Genomic DNA, 16126 nt, shown 5'->3' on the forward strand with positions numbered 1-16126 from the left:
GCGCCACCGCCAGACGCGCCACCGCCAGACGCGCCACCGCCAGACGCGCCACCGCCAGACGAGCCACCGCCAGACGAGCCACCGCCGGACGGGCCCAGGGGTCGCCCGGGTCAGGCGATCGCGGCGGCCGCGGCCCGGCCGGCCACGCGGCCGGAGAACAGGCAGCCGCCGAGGAACGTGCCCTCCAGCGAGTTGTAGCCGTGCATGCCGCCGCCCCCGAAGCCGGCGGCCTCGCCCGCGGCGTACACACCCGGCAGCGGCGAACCGTCGGGCTGCAGGACCCGGGCGGAGAGGTCGGTGTGCAGGCCGCCGAGGGTCTTGCGGGTCAGGATGTTGAGCCGGACGGCGATGAGCGGGCCGGCCTTCGGGTCGAGGAGGCGGTGCGGGGTCGCGACGCGGATGAGCTTGTCGCCGCGGTAGGCCCTGGCGCCGCGGATCGCGGTGATCTGCGCGTCCTTGGCGAACGGGTTCGTGAGCTGGCGGTCGCGGGCCTCGATGACGGCCTTCACGGCGGGGGCGGCGAGCAGGGACGAGCCGGCCAGGGTGTTCATGCCGGCGACGAGCTCCTCCACCGTGGGCGCCACCACGAAGTCGGCGCCCTTCTGCTTGAACGCCTCCACGGGGGCGGGCGCGCCGGGGCGGACCCGTTGCAGCACCTGCCGGACGCTGCGGTTGGTGAGGTCCGGGTTCTGCTCGGACCCGGACAGCGCGAACTCCTTCTCGATGATCTTCTGGGTCAGGACGAACCAGCTGTAGTCGTAGCCCGTCGCCATCAGGTGCTGGAGGGTGCCGAGGGTGTCGAAGCCGGGGAAGCACGGGGCCGGCAGGCGCTTGCCGGTGGCGTCGAGCCACAGCGACGACGGGCCCGGCAGGATGCGGATGCCGTGGTTGGGCCAGACGGGGTCCCAGTTCTGCAGGCCCTCGGTGTAGTGCCACATCCGGTCGGGGTTGATGATCTGCCCGCCGGCGGCCTCGGTGATGCCGAGCATCCGGCCGTCGACGTGCGCCGGGACGCCGGCGACCATGCGCTTCGGCGGCGCGCCGAGCCGGGCCGGCCACGCCTTGCGGACGAGGTCGTGGTCGCCGCCGATGCCGCCCGAGGTGACGATGACGGCCTGGGCCGACAGCGAGAACTCGCCGGTGACCTCGCGGGAGCTCGTCTGCCCGCGGGCCACGGAGCTGTCGGCCAGGACGGCGCCGCTGACCCCGGTGACGGCGCCGCCGGTCTTCACCAGGGCGTCGACGCGGTGCCGGAAGCGGATCTCGACCAGGGGGCTGGCCTGGACCCGGCGGGCGAAGGGCTCGACGACGCCGGGCCCGGTGCCCCAGGTGATGTGGAAGCGGGGCACGGAGTTGCCGTGGCCGTCGGCGGGGCCGCCGCCGCGCTCGGCCCAGCCGACGACGGGGAACACGCGGTGCCCCATCGCCCGCAGCCAGGAGCGCTTCTCGCCGGCGGCGAACTGGACGTAGGCCTCCGCCCAGCGGCGCGGCCACAGGTCCTCGTCCCGGTCGAACGCGGCGCTGCCGAGCCAGTCCTGCCACGCGAGGTCGGCGGAGTCCTTGATCCCCATGCGGCGCTGCTCCGGCGTGTCGACCAGGAACAGCCCGCCGAACGACCACCACGCCTGCCCGCCGAGGCTCTGCGGCGGCTCCTGCTCCAGGAGGATCACCCGCTTGCCGGCGTCGGCGACCTCGGCCGCGGCGACCAGCCCCGCGAGCCCCGCGCCGACCACGATCACATCTGCATCCACGCCCTCAGACTAGGCACCGGCGTGCGAGAATCGTGGCGCCGGGAGCAGAATCTCGGCATCGTTTTGTCACTCCGGTGACAATTCCGGGAGGTGTACGGTCGATCTCAGCGCCGCCGTCCGCGAGCGGCTCCGCGGCCTGCGCGAGCGGCTGCACGACCGGACCCTGGCGACGGTCAGCGCGGCGATGCTCGCCCAGGGCCGGTCGCTGTCCGGCGGGCAGGGCCGCGGGCTCACCATGGGCGTCGAGACAGCCGTGGACGCGTTCGTCGACACGTTCGTCGCCGGCGGCGACCTGACCCGCACCCGTGCGGTGTTCCACGAGCTCGGCCGGACGGAGTACCGCGAAGGCCACCGCATCGACGCGCTGCGCTCGGTGCTGACCGTCGGCGGCCGGGCGATCTGGTCCGCCGTCAGCGATCCCGGCGACGACGGCGAGGCGCTCGACCGCGCCGACCTGTCCGCCGTGGCGCACGCCCTGTTCGGCTACGTCGACGTGCTCGCCGGTGCCGCCGCCGAGGGGTACCTCGACGAGCAGCAGGACGCCGCGCTCGACTGGGCGCTCGTCCGGCGCCGCCTGATCACCCTGCTGGTGCAGCCGGACCCGCCCGGCGACGCCGCACTGCACGCCGCCGCGGAGGCGGCCCGCTGGCCGCTGCCGGCGACGGTGACCGTCGTCAGCGTCGAGGGCACCGACGCCGAGCACGTCGCCCGCGCGGTCGGCGGCAACGCGATCGCCACCGTCATCGACGGCGCAACCAGCGTCGTGCTGCCCGGCAGGACCGTCCGCGGGCTCACCGGACGGCGCGCGGCGGTCGGGCCGGAGGTGGAGCTGCGGCGGGCGCGGACCTCGCACCGGCTGTCGCGGCGGGCGCTGCAGCTGCAGCAGTCGGGCACGCTCCCCGACGGCGTCGTCGCCTGCGACGAGCACCTGGTGACGCTGCTGCGCGCGTGGGAGCCGGGCGTCGCCGACCGGCTCGCCGCCCGCGCCCTCGCCCCGCTCGCGGACGCGACCCCGGCGTCACGGGAGGTGCTCGCGGAGACGCTCCTGCAGTGGCTGCGCTGCCAGGGACAGGTCATCGCGACCGCCGAGGCGTTGCACACCCATCCGCAGACCGTCCGGTACCGGCTGCGGAAGCTCCGCGCGGCGTACGGCGACCGGCTCGACGACCCCGACGAGCGGCTGGCGCTGCAACTCGGCCTGTCCTGAAGCGCGGCCGACCAAGATGTGACGCACGCCACTGAACCGGAAGCTCGGCCCGGCCCGTCGGGAAGGGTGGACGGGCAGGTGGGGAGGCGCCGGTGGAGCTGGAGCTGCGGTCGCGGCTGGCCGACGAGCTGTCGGCGGGGCCGGAGCCGCCGATCGGCGACCTGGTCGCGGCGTCGATCCGGCGGGGGCGGCGGCTGCGGGTGACCCGGCGGCTGCGGCACGGGGCGGCCGCGCTGCTCGCCGTGCTGGTGGCGACCGGCCTGGTGAGCGGGTGGGCCGTGCTGCGTCCGGGGGCCGCGCAGGTCGGTGCCCCCGCGCTCGCCGGCCCGCTGGTCCCGGCCACCCCGGCGGGCCTGCTGGTGCTGCTCGAGTCGCTCCTGCCGGAGGGCGTGACCAGCGGCTACGCCGGCAGTGCCGACGGCGGTCTGATGGTCCAGGTGTACCTCGACACCGGCCGCGGCCCGGGCATGCTGCGCGTGGCGGTCGGCCGGGACACCAACGGCCCGCTCGGCGCGGACGAGCGCGCGAAACTGAGCCAGGGCGCGGTCACCGGCCCGTTCCGCCGGCCCGACGGCGCCGAGGTGACCGTCGCGTACCTGCCCGACAACTGCGTGCAGCGCACCGTCGTCGTGCTGCACCGCCCGGACCGGGTCGTCGTGCAGGTCAACATCGCCGCGTGCCTCGCCTGGGACGGCACCGCCAACGCGGAGGCGCCGCAGGTGCTCACCGCCGTGCAGGCCGAGGCGGTCGCCGCCGACCCCCGCTGGGGCGTCATGATCCCCCGCTCCCTCGTGGACGCCGGCGCCGCCCGCCACCCGACGCTGCCGGAGCTCACATGACGGGCGCCGAGGCGGACTTCGTCGACTACGCGCGGGCGGCGGCGCCGAGGTTGCGGCGCACCGCGTACCTGCTCTGCCACGACTGGCATCTGGCGCAGGACTTCACGCAGACGACGCTGGCGAAGCTGTTCGTGCACTGGCGGCGCATCCAGCGGCGGGACGCCCCCGACGCGTACGCGCGGAAGGTCCTCCTCCGGGTCTTCCTGGACCACCAGCGCCGCAGCAGCAGCCGCGAGCTGGTCGTGCCGCACATCGCCGAGCCGGAGGCCCGCCCGGACCAGCCCGAGCTCCGGCTGACCCTGCTGGAGGCGATGGCCCACATCCCCGCCCGCGACCGCGCGATCCTGGTACTGCGGTACTGGGAGGACCAGAGCGTCGACACGGTCGCCGACCTCCTCGGCATCCCCACCGGCACGGTGAAGGCCCAGAGCGCCCGCGCCCTGACCCGCCTCCGCCGCCTGCTGGGCACCACGGAGCTGGCCTTACGCGACTGACCCGCGGGTCAGCGGGCGGTCCAGCCGCCGTCGATGAGGAGGGTCTCGCCGGTGATGAGGGACGCGGCGGGCGAGACGAGGAACAGCACGGCGCCGGCCACCTCGACGGGTTCGCCGATGCGGTGCAGGGCGGCGATCCGCTCGACGACGTCGCGGCGGTGGGCGGGGTCGGCGAGGTACTCCTCGGTGCCCGGGGTGTGGATGAACGTCGGGGCGACCGCGTTGACCGTGATGCCGTGACCGCCCCACTCCACGGCGAGGCAGCGGGTCAGGTGCGCGATCGCGGCCTTCGTCATGCAGTAGACGGCCTCGCCGGGCAGGGCGACGGCGCCGGCCTGGGAGCCGATGTTGACGATGCGGCCGTAGCCCTGCCCGATCATGACGCGGCCGGCGGCCTGGCTGGCGAAGAAGGTGCCCTTGAGGTTGACGGCGAGGGTGCGGTCGAAGTCGTCCTCGACGACGTCCTCGGCGAGGTTCTCCGGGGCGATGCCGGCGTTGTTGACGAGGATGTCGAGGCGGCCGAAGTGCGCGACGGTCGCGTCGACGGCGGCGCGGACCTGACCGACGTCGGTGACGTCCATCTGCAGCGGCAGCACCCGCCGGCCGAGCGCGGCGACCTCGGCGGCGAGACCCGCGTCGGCGCCCGCGTCGCGCAGCCCGAGCGCGACGTCGGCGCCCGCGTGTGCGAGGGTGAGAGCGATCGCGCGGCCGAGCCCCCGCGCGGCCCCGGTCACCAGGGCCACCTGCCCGGGCACGTCGAACCGGGGCGCCTCGAACGGGGGCACGGCGGAGCGGGGCAAGGGCGCGTCAGGGCCGTCCATGCCGGCAGCGTACGTGAAGGGGCACGATGATCATCGAGGCGCGGTACAACGGTCCACCCGGCTCCGGCAACGGCGGCTACACCGCCGGGCTGGTCGCGGCGCACCTCGAGGGGCCGGCAGAGGTGACGTTGCGGAGGCCGCCGCCGCTGGACACGCCGCTCGCCGTCAGTACCACGGCCGGTTCGGTGCAGGTGCACGACGGCGACGCGCTCGTCGCGTCCGCGCGCGCCGACAGCGGAGACCGGCCCGACGCGGTCCCGGCGGTCCCGTTCGCGGCGGCCGTCGAGGCGTCGGCCGGCTACCCCGGGTTCGCCGCGCACCCGTTCCCGACCTGCTTCGTGTGCGGGCCGGAGCGCACCGACGGCCTGGGCCTGTTCCCCGGGCCGCTGCCCGACGGCCGCACCGCCACGCCCTGGCGCGTCCCGGCGGACGTGTCGCCGGTCCTGGTCTGGGCGGCGCTGGACTGCCCCGGCGGCTGGTCCGTGCTGACGGAGGGCCGCCCGTACGTCCTGGGCCGCATGACCGCGCACGTCGACGCCGTCCCGCCGGCGGGGGCGGAGTGCGTGATCACCGGCCGGCACGTCGGCTCCGAGGGGCGCAAGGCGTCGGTGCTGTCCACGCTGTACGGCCCCGGCGGCGACGTCCTCGCCGTCGCCCACGCGACCTGGATCGCCGTCGACCGCTGACCCCGGTGCCGCCCCGGTGCCTCGCGGTGATGCCGTGAGGTCGTGATGCCACGTGTCCCGCCGCCTCAGGACCTTCGGCCCTGAGGACCGGTGCCGTGCCCGCCGATCCTGAGATGGCAAGGATGACGGCGGACGCTGGAGGCGACCCGATGCAACGCGACGACATTGTGCTGGCCCACGAGAAGTGGTTCCTCAAGGACCCGTCGGCCTACACGCCGGACTGGTCGTTCGCGACCCGGCCGACCACGCTCGCGGTGCTCGCGCTCATCGTCGCGGTGACCGTGGCCTGGCGGGCCGTCGGCCGGCGGGTCGGCACCCCGGAGCTGGGCATCCTGCGCCCGCTCGGCCGGATCACCCCCTACCTGCCGCGCCTGCTGGCGATCCACCTCGGGGTCAGCCTGCTCACCCTCGCCGCCCGCGGCTACTTCCTCGCCGCCGACCTGGAGCTGCACGAGCTGCCCGCCCCGGCGCTGCTGGGCGTCGTGGAGGGTGCGCTCGGTGTCTGGTTCATCACCGGGTACCGGCTGCGCCCCGCCGCCCTGCTGCTGGTCGTCGTCGGGCCGGTGGCGCTCGCCGCGACCGGTCCGGTCAGCCTCCTGGAGGCCGCGGACCTGCTCGGCATCGCCGGGTTCCTCGCCTTCCTGCCGCCGTCCGGCGACCGGCACGGCGCCGTCACCCCCGACCCGAAGGCCCTGCGCCGGGCGCTGCTCGCGCTGCGGGTCGGCGTCGCGACCGCCCTGGTCACGCTCGCGTTCTCGGAGAAGCTCGCCAACCCGGCGATGGCCCGCGCCACCCTGGAGCACTACCCGCAGCTGGACGTCTTCGCCTACCTCGGCCTGCACGTCCCCGCCGACACCTTCATCCTCGTCGCCGGCGCCACCGAGCTGCTCTTCGGCCTGCTGGTCCTCTCGGGCGCGATGCCGCAGCTGGCGATGCTGGTCGCGGCGGTCCCCTTCAACGCGACGCTGCTCATCTTCGGCGCCCCCGAGCTGCTGGGTCACCTGCCCGTCTACGGCGTCTTCCTGACCCTGCTCGCCTACGGCTCGGACCCGGCCACCGCGGGCGACGTCCGCTGGCTGCCCCGCCTGCGCCGCACCCCCGCCCCGCGGCCCGTCACCGCCTGAGCACCCGGTCCCCGGGCGAACCGGGAAACACGGGAACACCTGAGCAACCCGTACCGAGCAGCCGCCTGCGTCGCACCCCGCGCCGCAGGCGGCCCCTCGTACAGCGGCAGACAAACGGGTCCTGAGCAGGCCGGGACCAAGGTCCCGGGGGTGCGGGCATCTGCGCCCTGCCCGCCGCCCGCCGCGGCGGCGAGGCTGGAAGCGTCACTCTCCGAGCATTCGAAGGAGCCCCGTCATGGCCGCCATCCTGTACACCGATCGCGGCGCCGCCGTGCGGGTCAGCCCGGCCGGCCGGGCGCTGACCGACGCCGTCCTCGCCGCCCTCGGCGCCCCGTCGATCCTGAACACGCAGCCGTGGCACTGGCGCATCGACGGCGACACCGCGCAGCTGCGCGCCGACCGGTCGCGGCAGCTGCCCGTGATCGACCCCGACGGCCGGCTGCTGACGCTCAGCTGCGGCGCCGCCCTGCACCACGCCCGGGTCGCGCTCGCCGCGGACGGGTTCGCCGTGGAGGTGACGTACCTGCCGGACGCCGGCGACCCGGACCTGCTCGCCACCGTGCGGGTCGCCGGCGCCGGGGAGCGCACCGCGGCGGCGCAGCGGCTGCGCCGGGCGATCGGCATCCGGCGCACCGACCGGCGGCCGTTCGCCGACCGGGACGTGCCCGAGGCCGCCCTCGACGGGCTCCGCCGGGCGGCCGCGACCGCCGGCGCCGACCTGCACGTGGTCCGCCCGCGGGACCTGGTCGACGTCGTGGTGGCCGCCGGCCACGCGGCCGACGTGGAGCGGGCCGACCCGGCGTACCGCGCGGAGCTCGCGGACTGGGTGCGCGACGACGCCGAGGACGGGGTGCCGCCGGCGACCGCCGCGGAGGGCGGGCCGCGGCCGGTGCCGGTCCGCGACTTCACCGGCACACCGGGTGCCCTTCCCAGCGTGTACGACGGCGGCGACGTCGCCGACCGGCACGCCCGCTACGCGGTGCTGGTCACCGGCGGCGACCTGGCCCGCGACTGGATCGCGGCGGGCGAGGCGCTGTCGGCGGTGCTGCTCACCGCCGCCGCCGACGGCCTGGCCGCCTCGCCGATGAGCGACGTCGTCGAGGTCCTGCCGGCCCGCACGATGCTGCGCCGGATGCTCGGTGACGTCGGCCACCCGGCGATGGCGGTGCGCATCGGCGTGCCCGGCAGGATCCAGCCCGCCCCCGCGGCCCCGCGCCGCCCGTCGGGCACGGCGGTCGACCTGGCCGGGTGAGCATCGCCACACTTGCCACCCGTACATCGGGTGAACACGGGACGACCAGTGGAAACTCGTCGGCGCTATCGTCAAGGACGGCCGACCCGAGTAGCGAGACGCAACGTTGCACGCCCCGGTTCCGTCTTCAGCATGAGATCGACGGTTGGAAGGGCGTGCGGTGGCGAAGAAGAAACGCAAGGACCCGCTGTGGGCGAAGCTGCTCCTCGTGCTGGGCGCATTGCTGCTCGTCGCCAGCGGCGGCGGGCTGATCGGCGGCAAGCTGCTGCTGGACCACTACAGCGACCAGATCACCCATGAGGGCGGTCTCGGCCAGGCGGCCGCCGCGGGCAACACCATCGACGGCCCGATCAACCTGCTGCTCGTCGGCGTCGACGAGCGCGCCGGCAACGCCGAGATGGGCGCCCGCGCCGACTCGATCATCATCGCGCACATCCCGGCCAGCCACGACGCCGTCTACCTGACCTCGATCCCCCGGGACACCCGGGTCAGGATCCCGGCGTTTCCGAAGACGAAGTACACCGGCGGCACCGGCAAGATCAACGCCGCGTTCCAGGCCGGCTCGGAGAACGGCGGCGGCCGCGACGGCGGTCTGGAGCTGCTCGCCGAGACCGTCAAGGAGCTGACCGGCGGCCTGCGGTTCAACGGCGCCGCGATCGTCAACTTCGACGGGTTCAAGGGCCTGGTCGACGCGATGGGCGGCGTGCACATGTGCGTCGACGAGCGGGTCACCTCCATCCACACCGGCTGGAACACCAAGACCGGCAAGGAGGGCGTGCCCTACAACTTCGTCAACGACCTCCCCACCACCCTCAAGCCCAACATGCGCCCCCAGATCTACGAGGTCGGCTGCTATGACATGGCGGCCTGGGAGGCCCTGGACTACGTCCGGCAGCGCGACAAGCTCGCCAACAACGACGGCGACTACGGCCGGCAGCGCCACCAGCAGCAGTTCATCAAGGCGATGCTGAAGAAGGCCACCAGCTCCGGCGTGATCCTCAACCCGATCAGGGCCGCCGAGATGCTGAACCGGATGGGCGACGCGGTCTCGTTCTACAACAACAAGATCGAGCTCACCGACTGGATCTTCACCCTCAAGGGCATCAAACCCGACCAGATGGTGACGTTGAGGGTCAACAACGGCGACTACCACTCCGAGACGATCGGCGGGCAGTCGTACGAGATCCTCGACGACACCGCGAAGGCGCTCCTCGCCGCGATCGTCCGGGACGAGGTCGGCCCGTTCCTCGCCGGCCACCCCGAAATGATCAACAACAACGCCGACCAGCCGGCCGTGACACCCGGCGCGACGCCGTCGAAGTCGCCGTCTGGGAAGCCTTCCACCCGTTAGGCACCGACAATGGGGTGGTGGGTGCCGAGACGCTGCTGCTGTTCGCCCTCGCCGCGGTAGCCGTCGTCGTCGCGGTGCGCTGGTTCGCGGGGCGCACCGGGCTGCCCGCCGCCGCGATCCTGCCGGTCCTCGGCATCGTGTACGGGTTGCTGCCCGCCCCGGACATCACCCTCGAGCCGGAGATCCTGCTGACGTTCGTGCTGCCGCCGCTGCTGTACAGCACGGCGCTCGACGCGTCGCTGATGGCGATCCGGCGCAACGTGCGGATCGTCGTCAGCCTGTCGGTCATCCTGGTGCTCATCACCGCGCTCGTCATCGGCGCCGGCTTCCACCACCTCGTCGCGGGCGCGTCGCTCGCCGCGGGGATCGCGGTCGGCGCCGCCGTCGCCCCGCCCGACCCGGTCGCCGCCCTCGCCGTCGGGCGCAGGGTCGGCCTGCCGCAGCGGCTCGTCACGATCATCCAGGGCGAGGGCCTGCTCAACGACGCCACCGCCCTGACGATCCTGAGCTTCGCGTCCGCGGCGATCCTCGGCGACAAGTTCTCCGCGACCGCGGCCGTCGTCCGGTTCGTCGTCGCGGCCGTCGGCGGTGCCGCCGTCGGCGCGGTCGTCGCCGTGGGCGTCGGGATGCTGCGACCCCTCAACCGGGACCCGCTCACGGCCAACGCGATCTCCCTCGCCACCCCGTTCGCCGCGTACCTGCTCGGCGAGCACCTGCACGTCTCCGGCGTCCTCGCCGTCGTCGTCGCCGGTCTCGTCGTCGGCCACCACGCGCCCCGCGCCGCGTCGGGCGCCAGCCGCCTGCAGACCAGCGCCGTCTGGCGGCTCGTCGACTTCCTGCTCGAGGGCTTCGTGTTCCTGTACATCGGCCAGCAACTGCCGGACGTGCTCCAGGGGCTGCGCCGGTACGAGACCTCCACCATCGTCACGGCGGTCCTCGTGTCGGTCGGGTCGGTGCTGCTCATCCGGCCCGTGTGGCTCCTGCTCACCCAGTCGCTGCCCAGGTCGCTGCACTCCCGCCTCGGCACCGGGCAGCACGCCGGCAAGCTCACCGGCCGGGAGGTCACCGCGCTGAGCTGGGCCGGCACCCGCGGCGTCATCAGCCTCGCGGCCGTGTTCACCCTGCCCATCGTCACCCCCGACCGCGACCTGCTGCTGTTCTGCACCCTCACCGTCGTCCTCGTGACGCTCGTCGGGCAGGGCCTCACGTTCGGCCCCCTCGTGCGCCGCCTCGGCCTGCGCGCCGACGCCGTCGACGAGGCCCGCCTGCGCAACGAGGCGCGCTCCGCGTCGGTCCGCGCCGCCCTCGAACGCCTCGACGACCTCGCCGTCGTCATCGGCGAGAAGCCCGGCCGGCGATCCGCGGAGGACGCCGCCGCCGAGATGGAGGCGATCCAGGTCATGCGCGGCCTGCTCAACCAGCGCCTCGCCCGCTACCAGGGCCGCATCGACCTGCTGCAGAACGCCGAGTCGCCCGAGATGCCGGTGTCGCCACGGTACGAGGCGGCGCTGCGGGTCCGGCGCGCCGCGATGGACGCCCAGCGGGAGGAGCTGCTGCGCTGGCGGGACGCCGGCACCCTGCCCGACGAGGGCCTGCGGGTCCTGGAGCGGGAGCTCGACCACGAGGAGCGGCTCCTGCCCGAACGGCCGTCCCGATGACGTAGCGTCGCAGCATGGAGCGCAGGCGGGTGCTGGTGTCGGGACGGGTCCAGGGCGTCTGCTACCGCGACACGTGCCGGCGGGTCGCCGTCGGCGCCGGCGTCGGCGGCTGGGTCCGCAACCTCGACGACGGCCGCGTCGAGGCGGTCTTCGAGGGCCCCCTGGAGGCGGTCGAGCGGCTGGTCGCGTGGACCCGTCAGGGTCCCGCGGAGGCGTCCGTCTCCCGCGTCGAGGTCCACGCGGAGTCTCCGGAGGGCCTGGCGGTCTTCGCCATCCGCTGACCGCCGGCGTTGCGCCCCGGCGCAGGGTTCCGGGATAGTCGGCGGATGGGTGACGGGGACCGCCTGACGACGCTGCTCGACGAACAGGCCGCCTTCTACCAGGCGGTCGCGTCGGAGTACGACGACCACGCGCTGCACTTCGCCGGCGGCGACGAGCTGGCAGAGCGCCTTGAGAGGGCCATCGACGACTTCCGGCCGACCGGCCGGGTCCTGGAGCTCGCCTGCGGCCCGGCCACCTGGACCCGGCAGCTGCTGCGGCACGCCACCGACCTCACCGCCGTCGACGCGTCCGCCGAGATGCTCCGCATCGCCGCGGCGCGCGTGGGCGCGGCGCCCGTGCGCTTCGAGCGGGCCGACCTGTTCAGCTGGCGGCCGGACCGCCGCTACGACGTGGTGTTCTTCGGCTTCTGGCTGTCCCACGTCCCGGCGGAGCGCTTCGCGTCGTTCTGGTCCATGGTGGCCGAGTGCCTCGAACCGGACGGGCGGGTGCTCTTCGTCGACGACGCCTACCGCACGGAGGAGGAGCTCATCGAGGGCGCGGACTCCCCGGTGATCCAGCGCCGGCTCACCGACGGGACGCCCTACCGGATCCTCAAGATCCCGCACCGGCCCGCCGACCTCGAGCGGCGGCTCGGGGAGCTCGGCTGGGCCGTCACGGTCCAGGAGGCCGGCCCGTTCTACTGGGGCAGCGGCGGCCGCCGCTAGCCGGCCCGTCCCACCGGGGCGGCTGGCGCGACCGGGGCGGCCGCGGGCGGTGCCGTGCGGCGGCGGGAGACGGACCAGGCCCGCAGCGCCACGATCGGGACGACGAGCGCCGGCGTGACGACGTACAGGAACATGCCGCCGCTGCCCCCGCGGGCGACCGCGACGGTGTAGCCCTCGGCGTCGAGGCGCTGGGCGACGCCGTCCAGGAGGTCGGCCGAGACGCCGACGGCGAGACCGATCCAGGCGGGTGCGACCGCGGCGGCGAAGGTGGCCACGCCGCGGTACCACGCGGCCACGACACCGAGACGATGGCAGGCACCGCGGGACTGCTGCGGGCGGGCACCCGGCACACCGCCTGGACGCAGCACTGCCTGTGCGGCAACCGCGTCCCGAAACAGCTCCGCGACCGCCGCCACACCTGCCACACGTGCGGGCTGCACGGTGACCGGGGACCTCGTCGCCGCGCTCGTCGGCGCCCACATCACCCTCACCGACCCGAACCAGCCCGGCACCGCCCGCATCGACTGGACCGCCACCCGAAGCACCCTCGACCGGTACGGCGTCGAGGCGATCAACCAAGGGCTGCAAGGAGCCCTGACCGAGTCAACCGGAACCCACCGCCCCGACCAGCACCACACCAGTGCCCGGTCCCGGCGGCCGCAGCGCAGCACCCACCAGTCCGGCCGTACCGGCCAGACGGGAGGATGCCGGCGTGCTCGGCGAACTACCGGTACGAGCCACAGCACCAACCAGTGGCCGGCGCCCTCGACAACCCCGGATGAGACCCACCCCGCACCAGCGGACCGGACCACGCCGGAACGACGAGCCGCACACCCCGGACTGCTTGACAAACCCGGCACCAAGCCGGACTTGTCGAACAGACCTTAGGCGGCTTCCTGCAGGGCGACGCGGCCGGCGCGGGTCTTCTTCGCGCGGTACATGGCGGCGTCGGCGCGGGCGACGAGGGCGTCGGCGTCGGCCGTGCCGGGGCGGGCCCAGCTGACACCGATGCTGGCCCGCGGCAGGATCCGCACGCCGTCGAACCGGAGCGCGGCGCTGTCGGCGGCGACGGCGGTGGCGAGGGCCTCGGCGATCCGGCGGGCCTGCGGCCGGCCGGCGACGTCGCGGCAGACGACCACGAACTCGTCGCCGCCGAAGCGGCCGACCACGTCGCCGTCGCGGACCGCGCCGCGCAGCAGGTCGCCGACGTGGGTGAGGAGGCGGTCGCCGGCGGCGTGCCCGTGCCGGTCGTTGACCTGCTTGAACTCGTTGAGGTCGACGAAGACGACGGCGACACCGCGGCCGCCGGTCGGCAGGGCCAGGGCCTCCTCGAGGGCGGTGAGGGTCGCGGCGCGGCTGCGGCAGCCGGTGAGGGCGTCGTACGTCGCCTGCCGGTGCAGTTCCTCGCGCATCCGGACCGCGTCGGTGACGTCGGTGAGGCAGATGATGGCGCCGGTCACCCGGCCGTCGTCGCCGGCGAGGGCGCGGACCTTCGCGTCGACGCGGCGCAGGCCGGTGTCCGGGTGGCGGAAGCCGTACTCGAGGTCGGCGTCGGTGCCGTCGCGCAGGACCGCGTCGAGGGCGGCGGAGACCTTGGGCAGGTCGCCGGGGGCGACGCCGGCGGCGAGGCGGGCGCCGTCGAGCACGTCGCCTTCCGCGGTGCCGACGGTGCGGGCGACCCGCGCGTTCTGATACACGATGACCCGGTCGGCGTCGATCTGCAGGATGCTCATCGGCAGCGCCTCGGTGAGCCGGCGCAGCCGCAGCTCGCTGGCCCGCAGCGCCTCCTCGGCGGCCATCTCGTCGCTGATGTCGAGCATCTCGCCGACCACGTGCGGGTCCCCGGGCGTGCCGAGGAAGCTGTGGTTGGTGATCTCGAACCAGACGGCGCGGCCGTCGCGGTGCAGGTGCCGCAGCCGGACCCGGCGGGCGCCGCCGTCCGGGACGGTGAGCAGGTCCATCCAGCTGGCGATGGCCCGCTGGTGGTCGTCGGGGTGGACGAGGTCGATGGCGCGGCGGCCGGCGAGCTCCTCCGCGGTCCAGCCGAGCAGCCGCGCGATGCCCGGGTCGGCGGCGGTGATGACCGCCGTCTGATCCTTGCGCACGGTGACCATCCGCGGCCGCACCGGGTCGGCGCCGAGCGCGCCGAGCGGCCCTTCCAGTCCCGTGATGCAGCAGGTGTACAGGCCGAAGCGGTGCGTCGTGTCGACCAGGAGCATGCGGGCGACGACGCCGGGCGCGGCCCTCGGGCGGACCAGGCACTCGGCGGCGCCCTCCGTCACCGCCCGGTGCCACGCGTCGACGACCGCCGGGTGGTCTTCGCCGACGATGAGGCCGAGCGCGGACGACGGACCCTCGAGCGGGCGCAGGCCGCTGCGGCGCAGCTCGTCCGGCAGCGGCGCGAACAGCCCCTGGACCGTGACGGCGCTGACGAACGCGTCGGGGTGCTCCGCCAGTACAGTGGCGAACACCGCGTCGCGGGCGGCGGCGTCCATCGTCGGTCCCGGCATGCCCGCGTCATCGGCCGGGCGGTCACCCGCTGAAGGGCTTGTGACGCCGCCGATGCTCAAACGCTCTCGTAGGCGTCCCGGGCGGCCATGATGTGCTCGATGTTGGTCTCGGCCCAGGCTTTCAGGGCGCCGAGGACCGGGGCCAGGGACTGGCCGAGCGGGGTCAGCTCGTAGTCGACGCGGACCGGGACCGCGGCGGTGACGGTGCGCTTGACGAGGCCGTCGCGCTCCAGGGTGCGCAGCGTCTGGGTCAGCATCTTCTGGCTGGCGCCGGCGATGCGGCGCCGCAGCTCGCTGTGTCGGCGCGGGCCGTCGGCGAGCGCGTTGACCAGCAGGCCGGCCCACTTGTCGGCGATCGTCTCGAACACCTCGCGGGTCGGGCAGGCGGCCATGTAGGCGTCGTAGAGAACCTTCGCCTCGAGGCGCTGCTGCTCCGCGGTCTTCGTCATGACGGTCCCTTCGCGTCCCTAGGGCACTTTCAGGTGCCTGGTTTCCAACAGTACCTGCCTCGATTCAGGCTGGTCCCTGTCAGAGCGACACCAGAGGGGGATCGTCATGCGAGTTGTTGAGGTGCAGCGGTACGGCGGGATCGACGCGCTGCGGGTCGTGGAGCGGACTTCGCCGGCCCCTGACGCCGCCGCCGGGCGGGTGCGGGTGCGGGTCGAGGCGGCCGCGGTCAACCCGGTCGACGTGGCGACGCGGGCCGGCTGGCTGGCGGCGCTGCTGCCGGACCTGACCGGGCCGTTCGTCCTGGGCTGGGACTTCGCCGGGGTCACCGACGACGGGCAGCGGGTCGCCGGGTTCGTGCCGTGGTTCGAGCAGGGCGGCACCGTCGGCGCCCAGGCCTCGGTGCTGTTCGCGGACCCGGCGTGGTTCGCACCGGTGCCCGCCGGCACGGATCTCGTCACGGCGGCGACGCTGCCGCTGAACGCGGTCACGGCGGCGCAGGCGCTGCGCATCGCCGGGCTCGGTGCCGGCCAGTCACTGCTCGTCACGGGGGCGAGCGGCGGCGTCGGCGGGTTCGCGGTGCAGCTGGCGGCGGCCGCGGGCGTCGCGGTGACGGCGGTCGCGTCCACGGGCGACGAGCCGTTCGTCGCGGGGCTCGGCGCGAAGACGGTGCTGTCGCGCACGGATCCTCTGCCGCCGAAGGCGTTCGACGCGGTGCTGGACGCGGCGTCGGTGCCGGGGGCGATCGGCGCGGTCCGCGACGGGGGCGTGCACGTGGCCGTCACCGATCCGTCCGCCCCGGCTGCCGAGCGCGGCGTGCGGGTCGGCACGGTGCACGTGACCCCGGACCGGGCGCTGCTCGCCGAGCTGCTCGGCGCGGGCCTGGTCACCCGGGTCGCCGGCACCCTGCCCCTCGGCGAGGCGGCGGAGGCGCACCGGCGGCTGGAGGCCGGCGGCCTGCGCGGCAAGTTGGTGCTGACCACCTCCTGACGGCGGTGGT

At 74.7% G+C, this 16126-nt stretch carries 16 protein-coding genes; 11 read left to right on the forward strand and 5 right to left on the reverse strand.

Annotation, left to right across the window (positions count from 1 at the left end):
• Positions 1 to 110: 110 nt before the first annotated feature.
• Positions 111 to 1751 carry an FAD-binding dehydrogenase gene (locus tag AB0J72_RS53680; protein WP_363415298.1) on the reverse strand — a complete coding sequence of 547 codons (1641 nt, stop codon included), beginning with the start codon at positions 1749 to 1751 and terminating at the stop codon, positions 111 to 113.
• Between the two features lie 184 nt (positions 1752 to 1935).
• Here AB0J72_RS53680 and AB0J72_RS53685 point away from each other — a divergent pair, with 184 nt between their 5' ends.
• The 3 genes from AB0J72_RS53685 (at position 1936) to AB0J72_RS53695 (ending at position 4291) form a co-directional block, all read left to right on the forward strand.
• Complete coding sequence (locus AB0J72_RS53685; RefSeq protein WP_363415301.1) at positions 1936 to 2958, forward strand: helix-turn-helix domain-containing protein; 1023 nt, start codon at positions 1936 to 1938, stop codon at positions 2956 to 2958.
• A 92-nt stretch (positions 2959 to 3050) separates the two neighbouring features.
• Complete coding sequence (locus tag AB0J72_RS53690; protein WP_363415304.1) at positions 3051 to 3797, forward strand: hypothetical protein; 747 nt, start codon at positions 3051 to 3053, stop codon at positions 3795 to 3797.
• Positions 3794 to 4291, forward strand: a complete 498-nt coding sequence (locus tag AB0J72_RS53695; protein WP_363415307.1) for a SigE family RNA polymerase sigma factor — start codon at positions 3794 to 3796, stop codon at positions 4289 to 4291. The genes AB0J72_RS53690 and AB0J72_RS53695 overlap by 4 nt, the downstream gene beginning before the upstream one ends.
• Positions 4292 to 4299: 8 nt before the next feature.
• Here AB0J72_RS53695 and AB0J72_RS53700 read toward each other — a convergent pair whose 3' ends face one another.
• Positions 4300 to 5112, reverse strand: coding sequence for an SDR family NAD(P)-dependent oxidoreductase (locus tag AB0J72_RS53700; protein WP_363415310.1), 813 nt, complete (start codon positions 5110 to 5112; stop codon positions 4300 to 4302).
• A 26-nt stretch (positions 5113 to 5138) separates the two neighbouring features.
• Between AB0J72_RS53700 and AB0J72_RS53705 the strand changes: the two genes are divergently transcribed.
• The 7 genes from AB0J72_RS53705 (at position 5139) to AB0J72_RS53735 (ending at position 12169) form a co-directional block, all read left to right on the forward strand.
• The gene (locus AB0J72_RS53705) at positions 5139 to 5798 is read left to right on the forward strand and encodes a hypothetical protein (RefSeq protein ID WP_363415313.1); all 660 of its coding nucleotides are present in this window, start codon (positions 5139 to 5141) and stop codon (positions 5796 to 5798) included.
• Between the two features lie 122 nt (positions 5799 to 5920).
• Positions 5921 to 6922 carry a hypothetical protein gene (locus AB0J72_RS53710; protein WP_363415316.1) on the forward strand — a complete coding sequence of 334 codons (1002 nt, stop codon included), beginning with the start codon at positions 5921 to 5923 and terminating at the stop codon, positions 6920 to 6922.
• 235 nt (positions 6923 to 7157) lie between these two features.
• Positions 7158 to 8174, forward strand: a complete 1017-nt coding sequence (locus AB0J72_RS53715) for a nitroreductase (protein WP_363415319.1) — start codon at positions 7158 to 7160, stop codon at positions 8172 to 8174.
• Between the two features lie 160 nt (positions 8175 to 8334).
• Positions 8335 to 9525 (forward strand): LCP family protein, encoded by a 1191-nt coding sequence (locus tag AB0J72_RS53720; RefSeq protein WP_363415322.1) that lies wholly within the window; start codon positions 8335 to 8337, stop codon positions 9523 to 9525.
• Between the two features lie 17 nt (positions 9526 to 9542).
• On the forward strand, positions 9543 to 11183 hold the full coding sequence (locus AB0J72_RS53725; RefSeq protein ID WP_363415325.1) for a sodium:proton antiporter: 1641 nt from the start codon (positions 9543 to 9545) through the stop codon (positions 11181 to 11183).
• Positions 11184 to 11197: 14 nt separating this feature from the next.
• Positions 11198 to 11464, forward strand: coding sequence for an acylphosphatase (locus AB0J72_RS53730; RefSeq protein WP_363415328.1), 267 nt, complete (start codon positions 11198 to 11200; stop codon positions 11462 to 11464).
• Positions 11465 to 11509: 45 nt separating this feature from the next.
• Positions 11510 to 12169, forward strand: a complete 660-nt coding sequence (locus tag AB0J72_RS53735) for a methyltransferase domain-containing protein (protein ID WP_363415331.1) — start codon at positions 11510 to 11512, stop codon at positions 12167 to 12169.
• On the opposite strand, the gene AB0J72_RS53740 is transcribed toward AB0J72_RS53735, so the two are convergent.
• The 3 genes from AB0J72_RS53740 to AB0J72_RS53750 form a co-directional block, all read right to left on the reverse strand.
• The gene (locus AB0J72_RS53740; RefSeq protein ID WP_363415334.1) at positions 12166 to 12465 is read right to left on the reverse strand and encodes a hypothetical protein; all 300 of its coding nucleotides are present in this window, start codon (positions 12463 to 12465) and stop codon (positions 12166 to 12168) included. The genes AB0J72_RS53735 and AB0J72_RS53740 overlap by 4 nt on opposite strands.
• A 588-nt stretch (positions 12466 to 13053) precedes the next feature.
• Positions 13054 to 14679, reverse strand: a complete 1626-nt coding sequence (locus tag AB0J72_RS53745; RefSeq protein ID WP_363415337.1) for a sensor domain-containing diguanylate cyclase — start codon at positions 14677 to 14679, stop codon at positions 13054 to 13056.
• 56 nt (positions 14680 to 14735) lie between these two features.
• A complete protein-coding gene (locus AB0J72_RS53750) occupies positions 14736 to 15128 on the reverse strand; it encodes a helix-turn-helix domain-containing protein (protein WP_363415340.1) in 393 nt (130 codons plus the stop codon).
• A gap of 106 nt (positions 15129 to 15234) precedes the next feature.
• Between AB0J72_RS53750 and AB0J72_RS53755 the strand changes: the two genes are divergently transcribed.
• Positions 15235 to 16116, forward strand: a complete 882-nt coding sequence (locus tag AB0J72_RS53755) for a zinc-binding dehydrogenase (protein WP_363415343.1) — start codon at positions 15235 to 15237, stop codon at positions 16114 to 16116.
• The last annotated feature ends 10 nt before the right edge of the window (positions 16117 to 16126 follow it).

It is taken from the genome of Dactylosporangium sp. NPDC049742, assembly GCF_040674675.1.
Taxonomy (GTDB): Bacteria; Actinomycetota; Actinomycetes; order Mycobacteriales; family Micromonosporaceae; genus Dactylosporangium; species Dactylosporangium maewongense.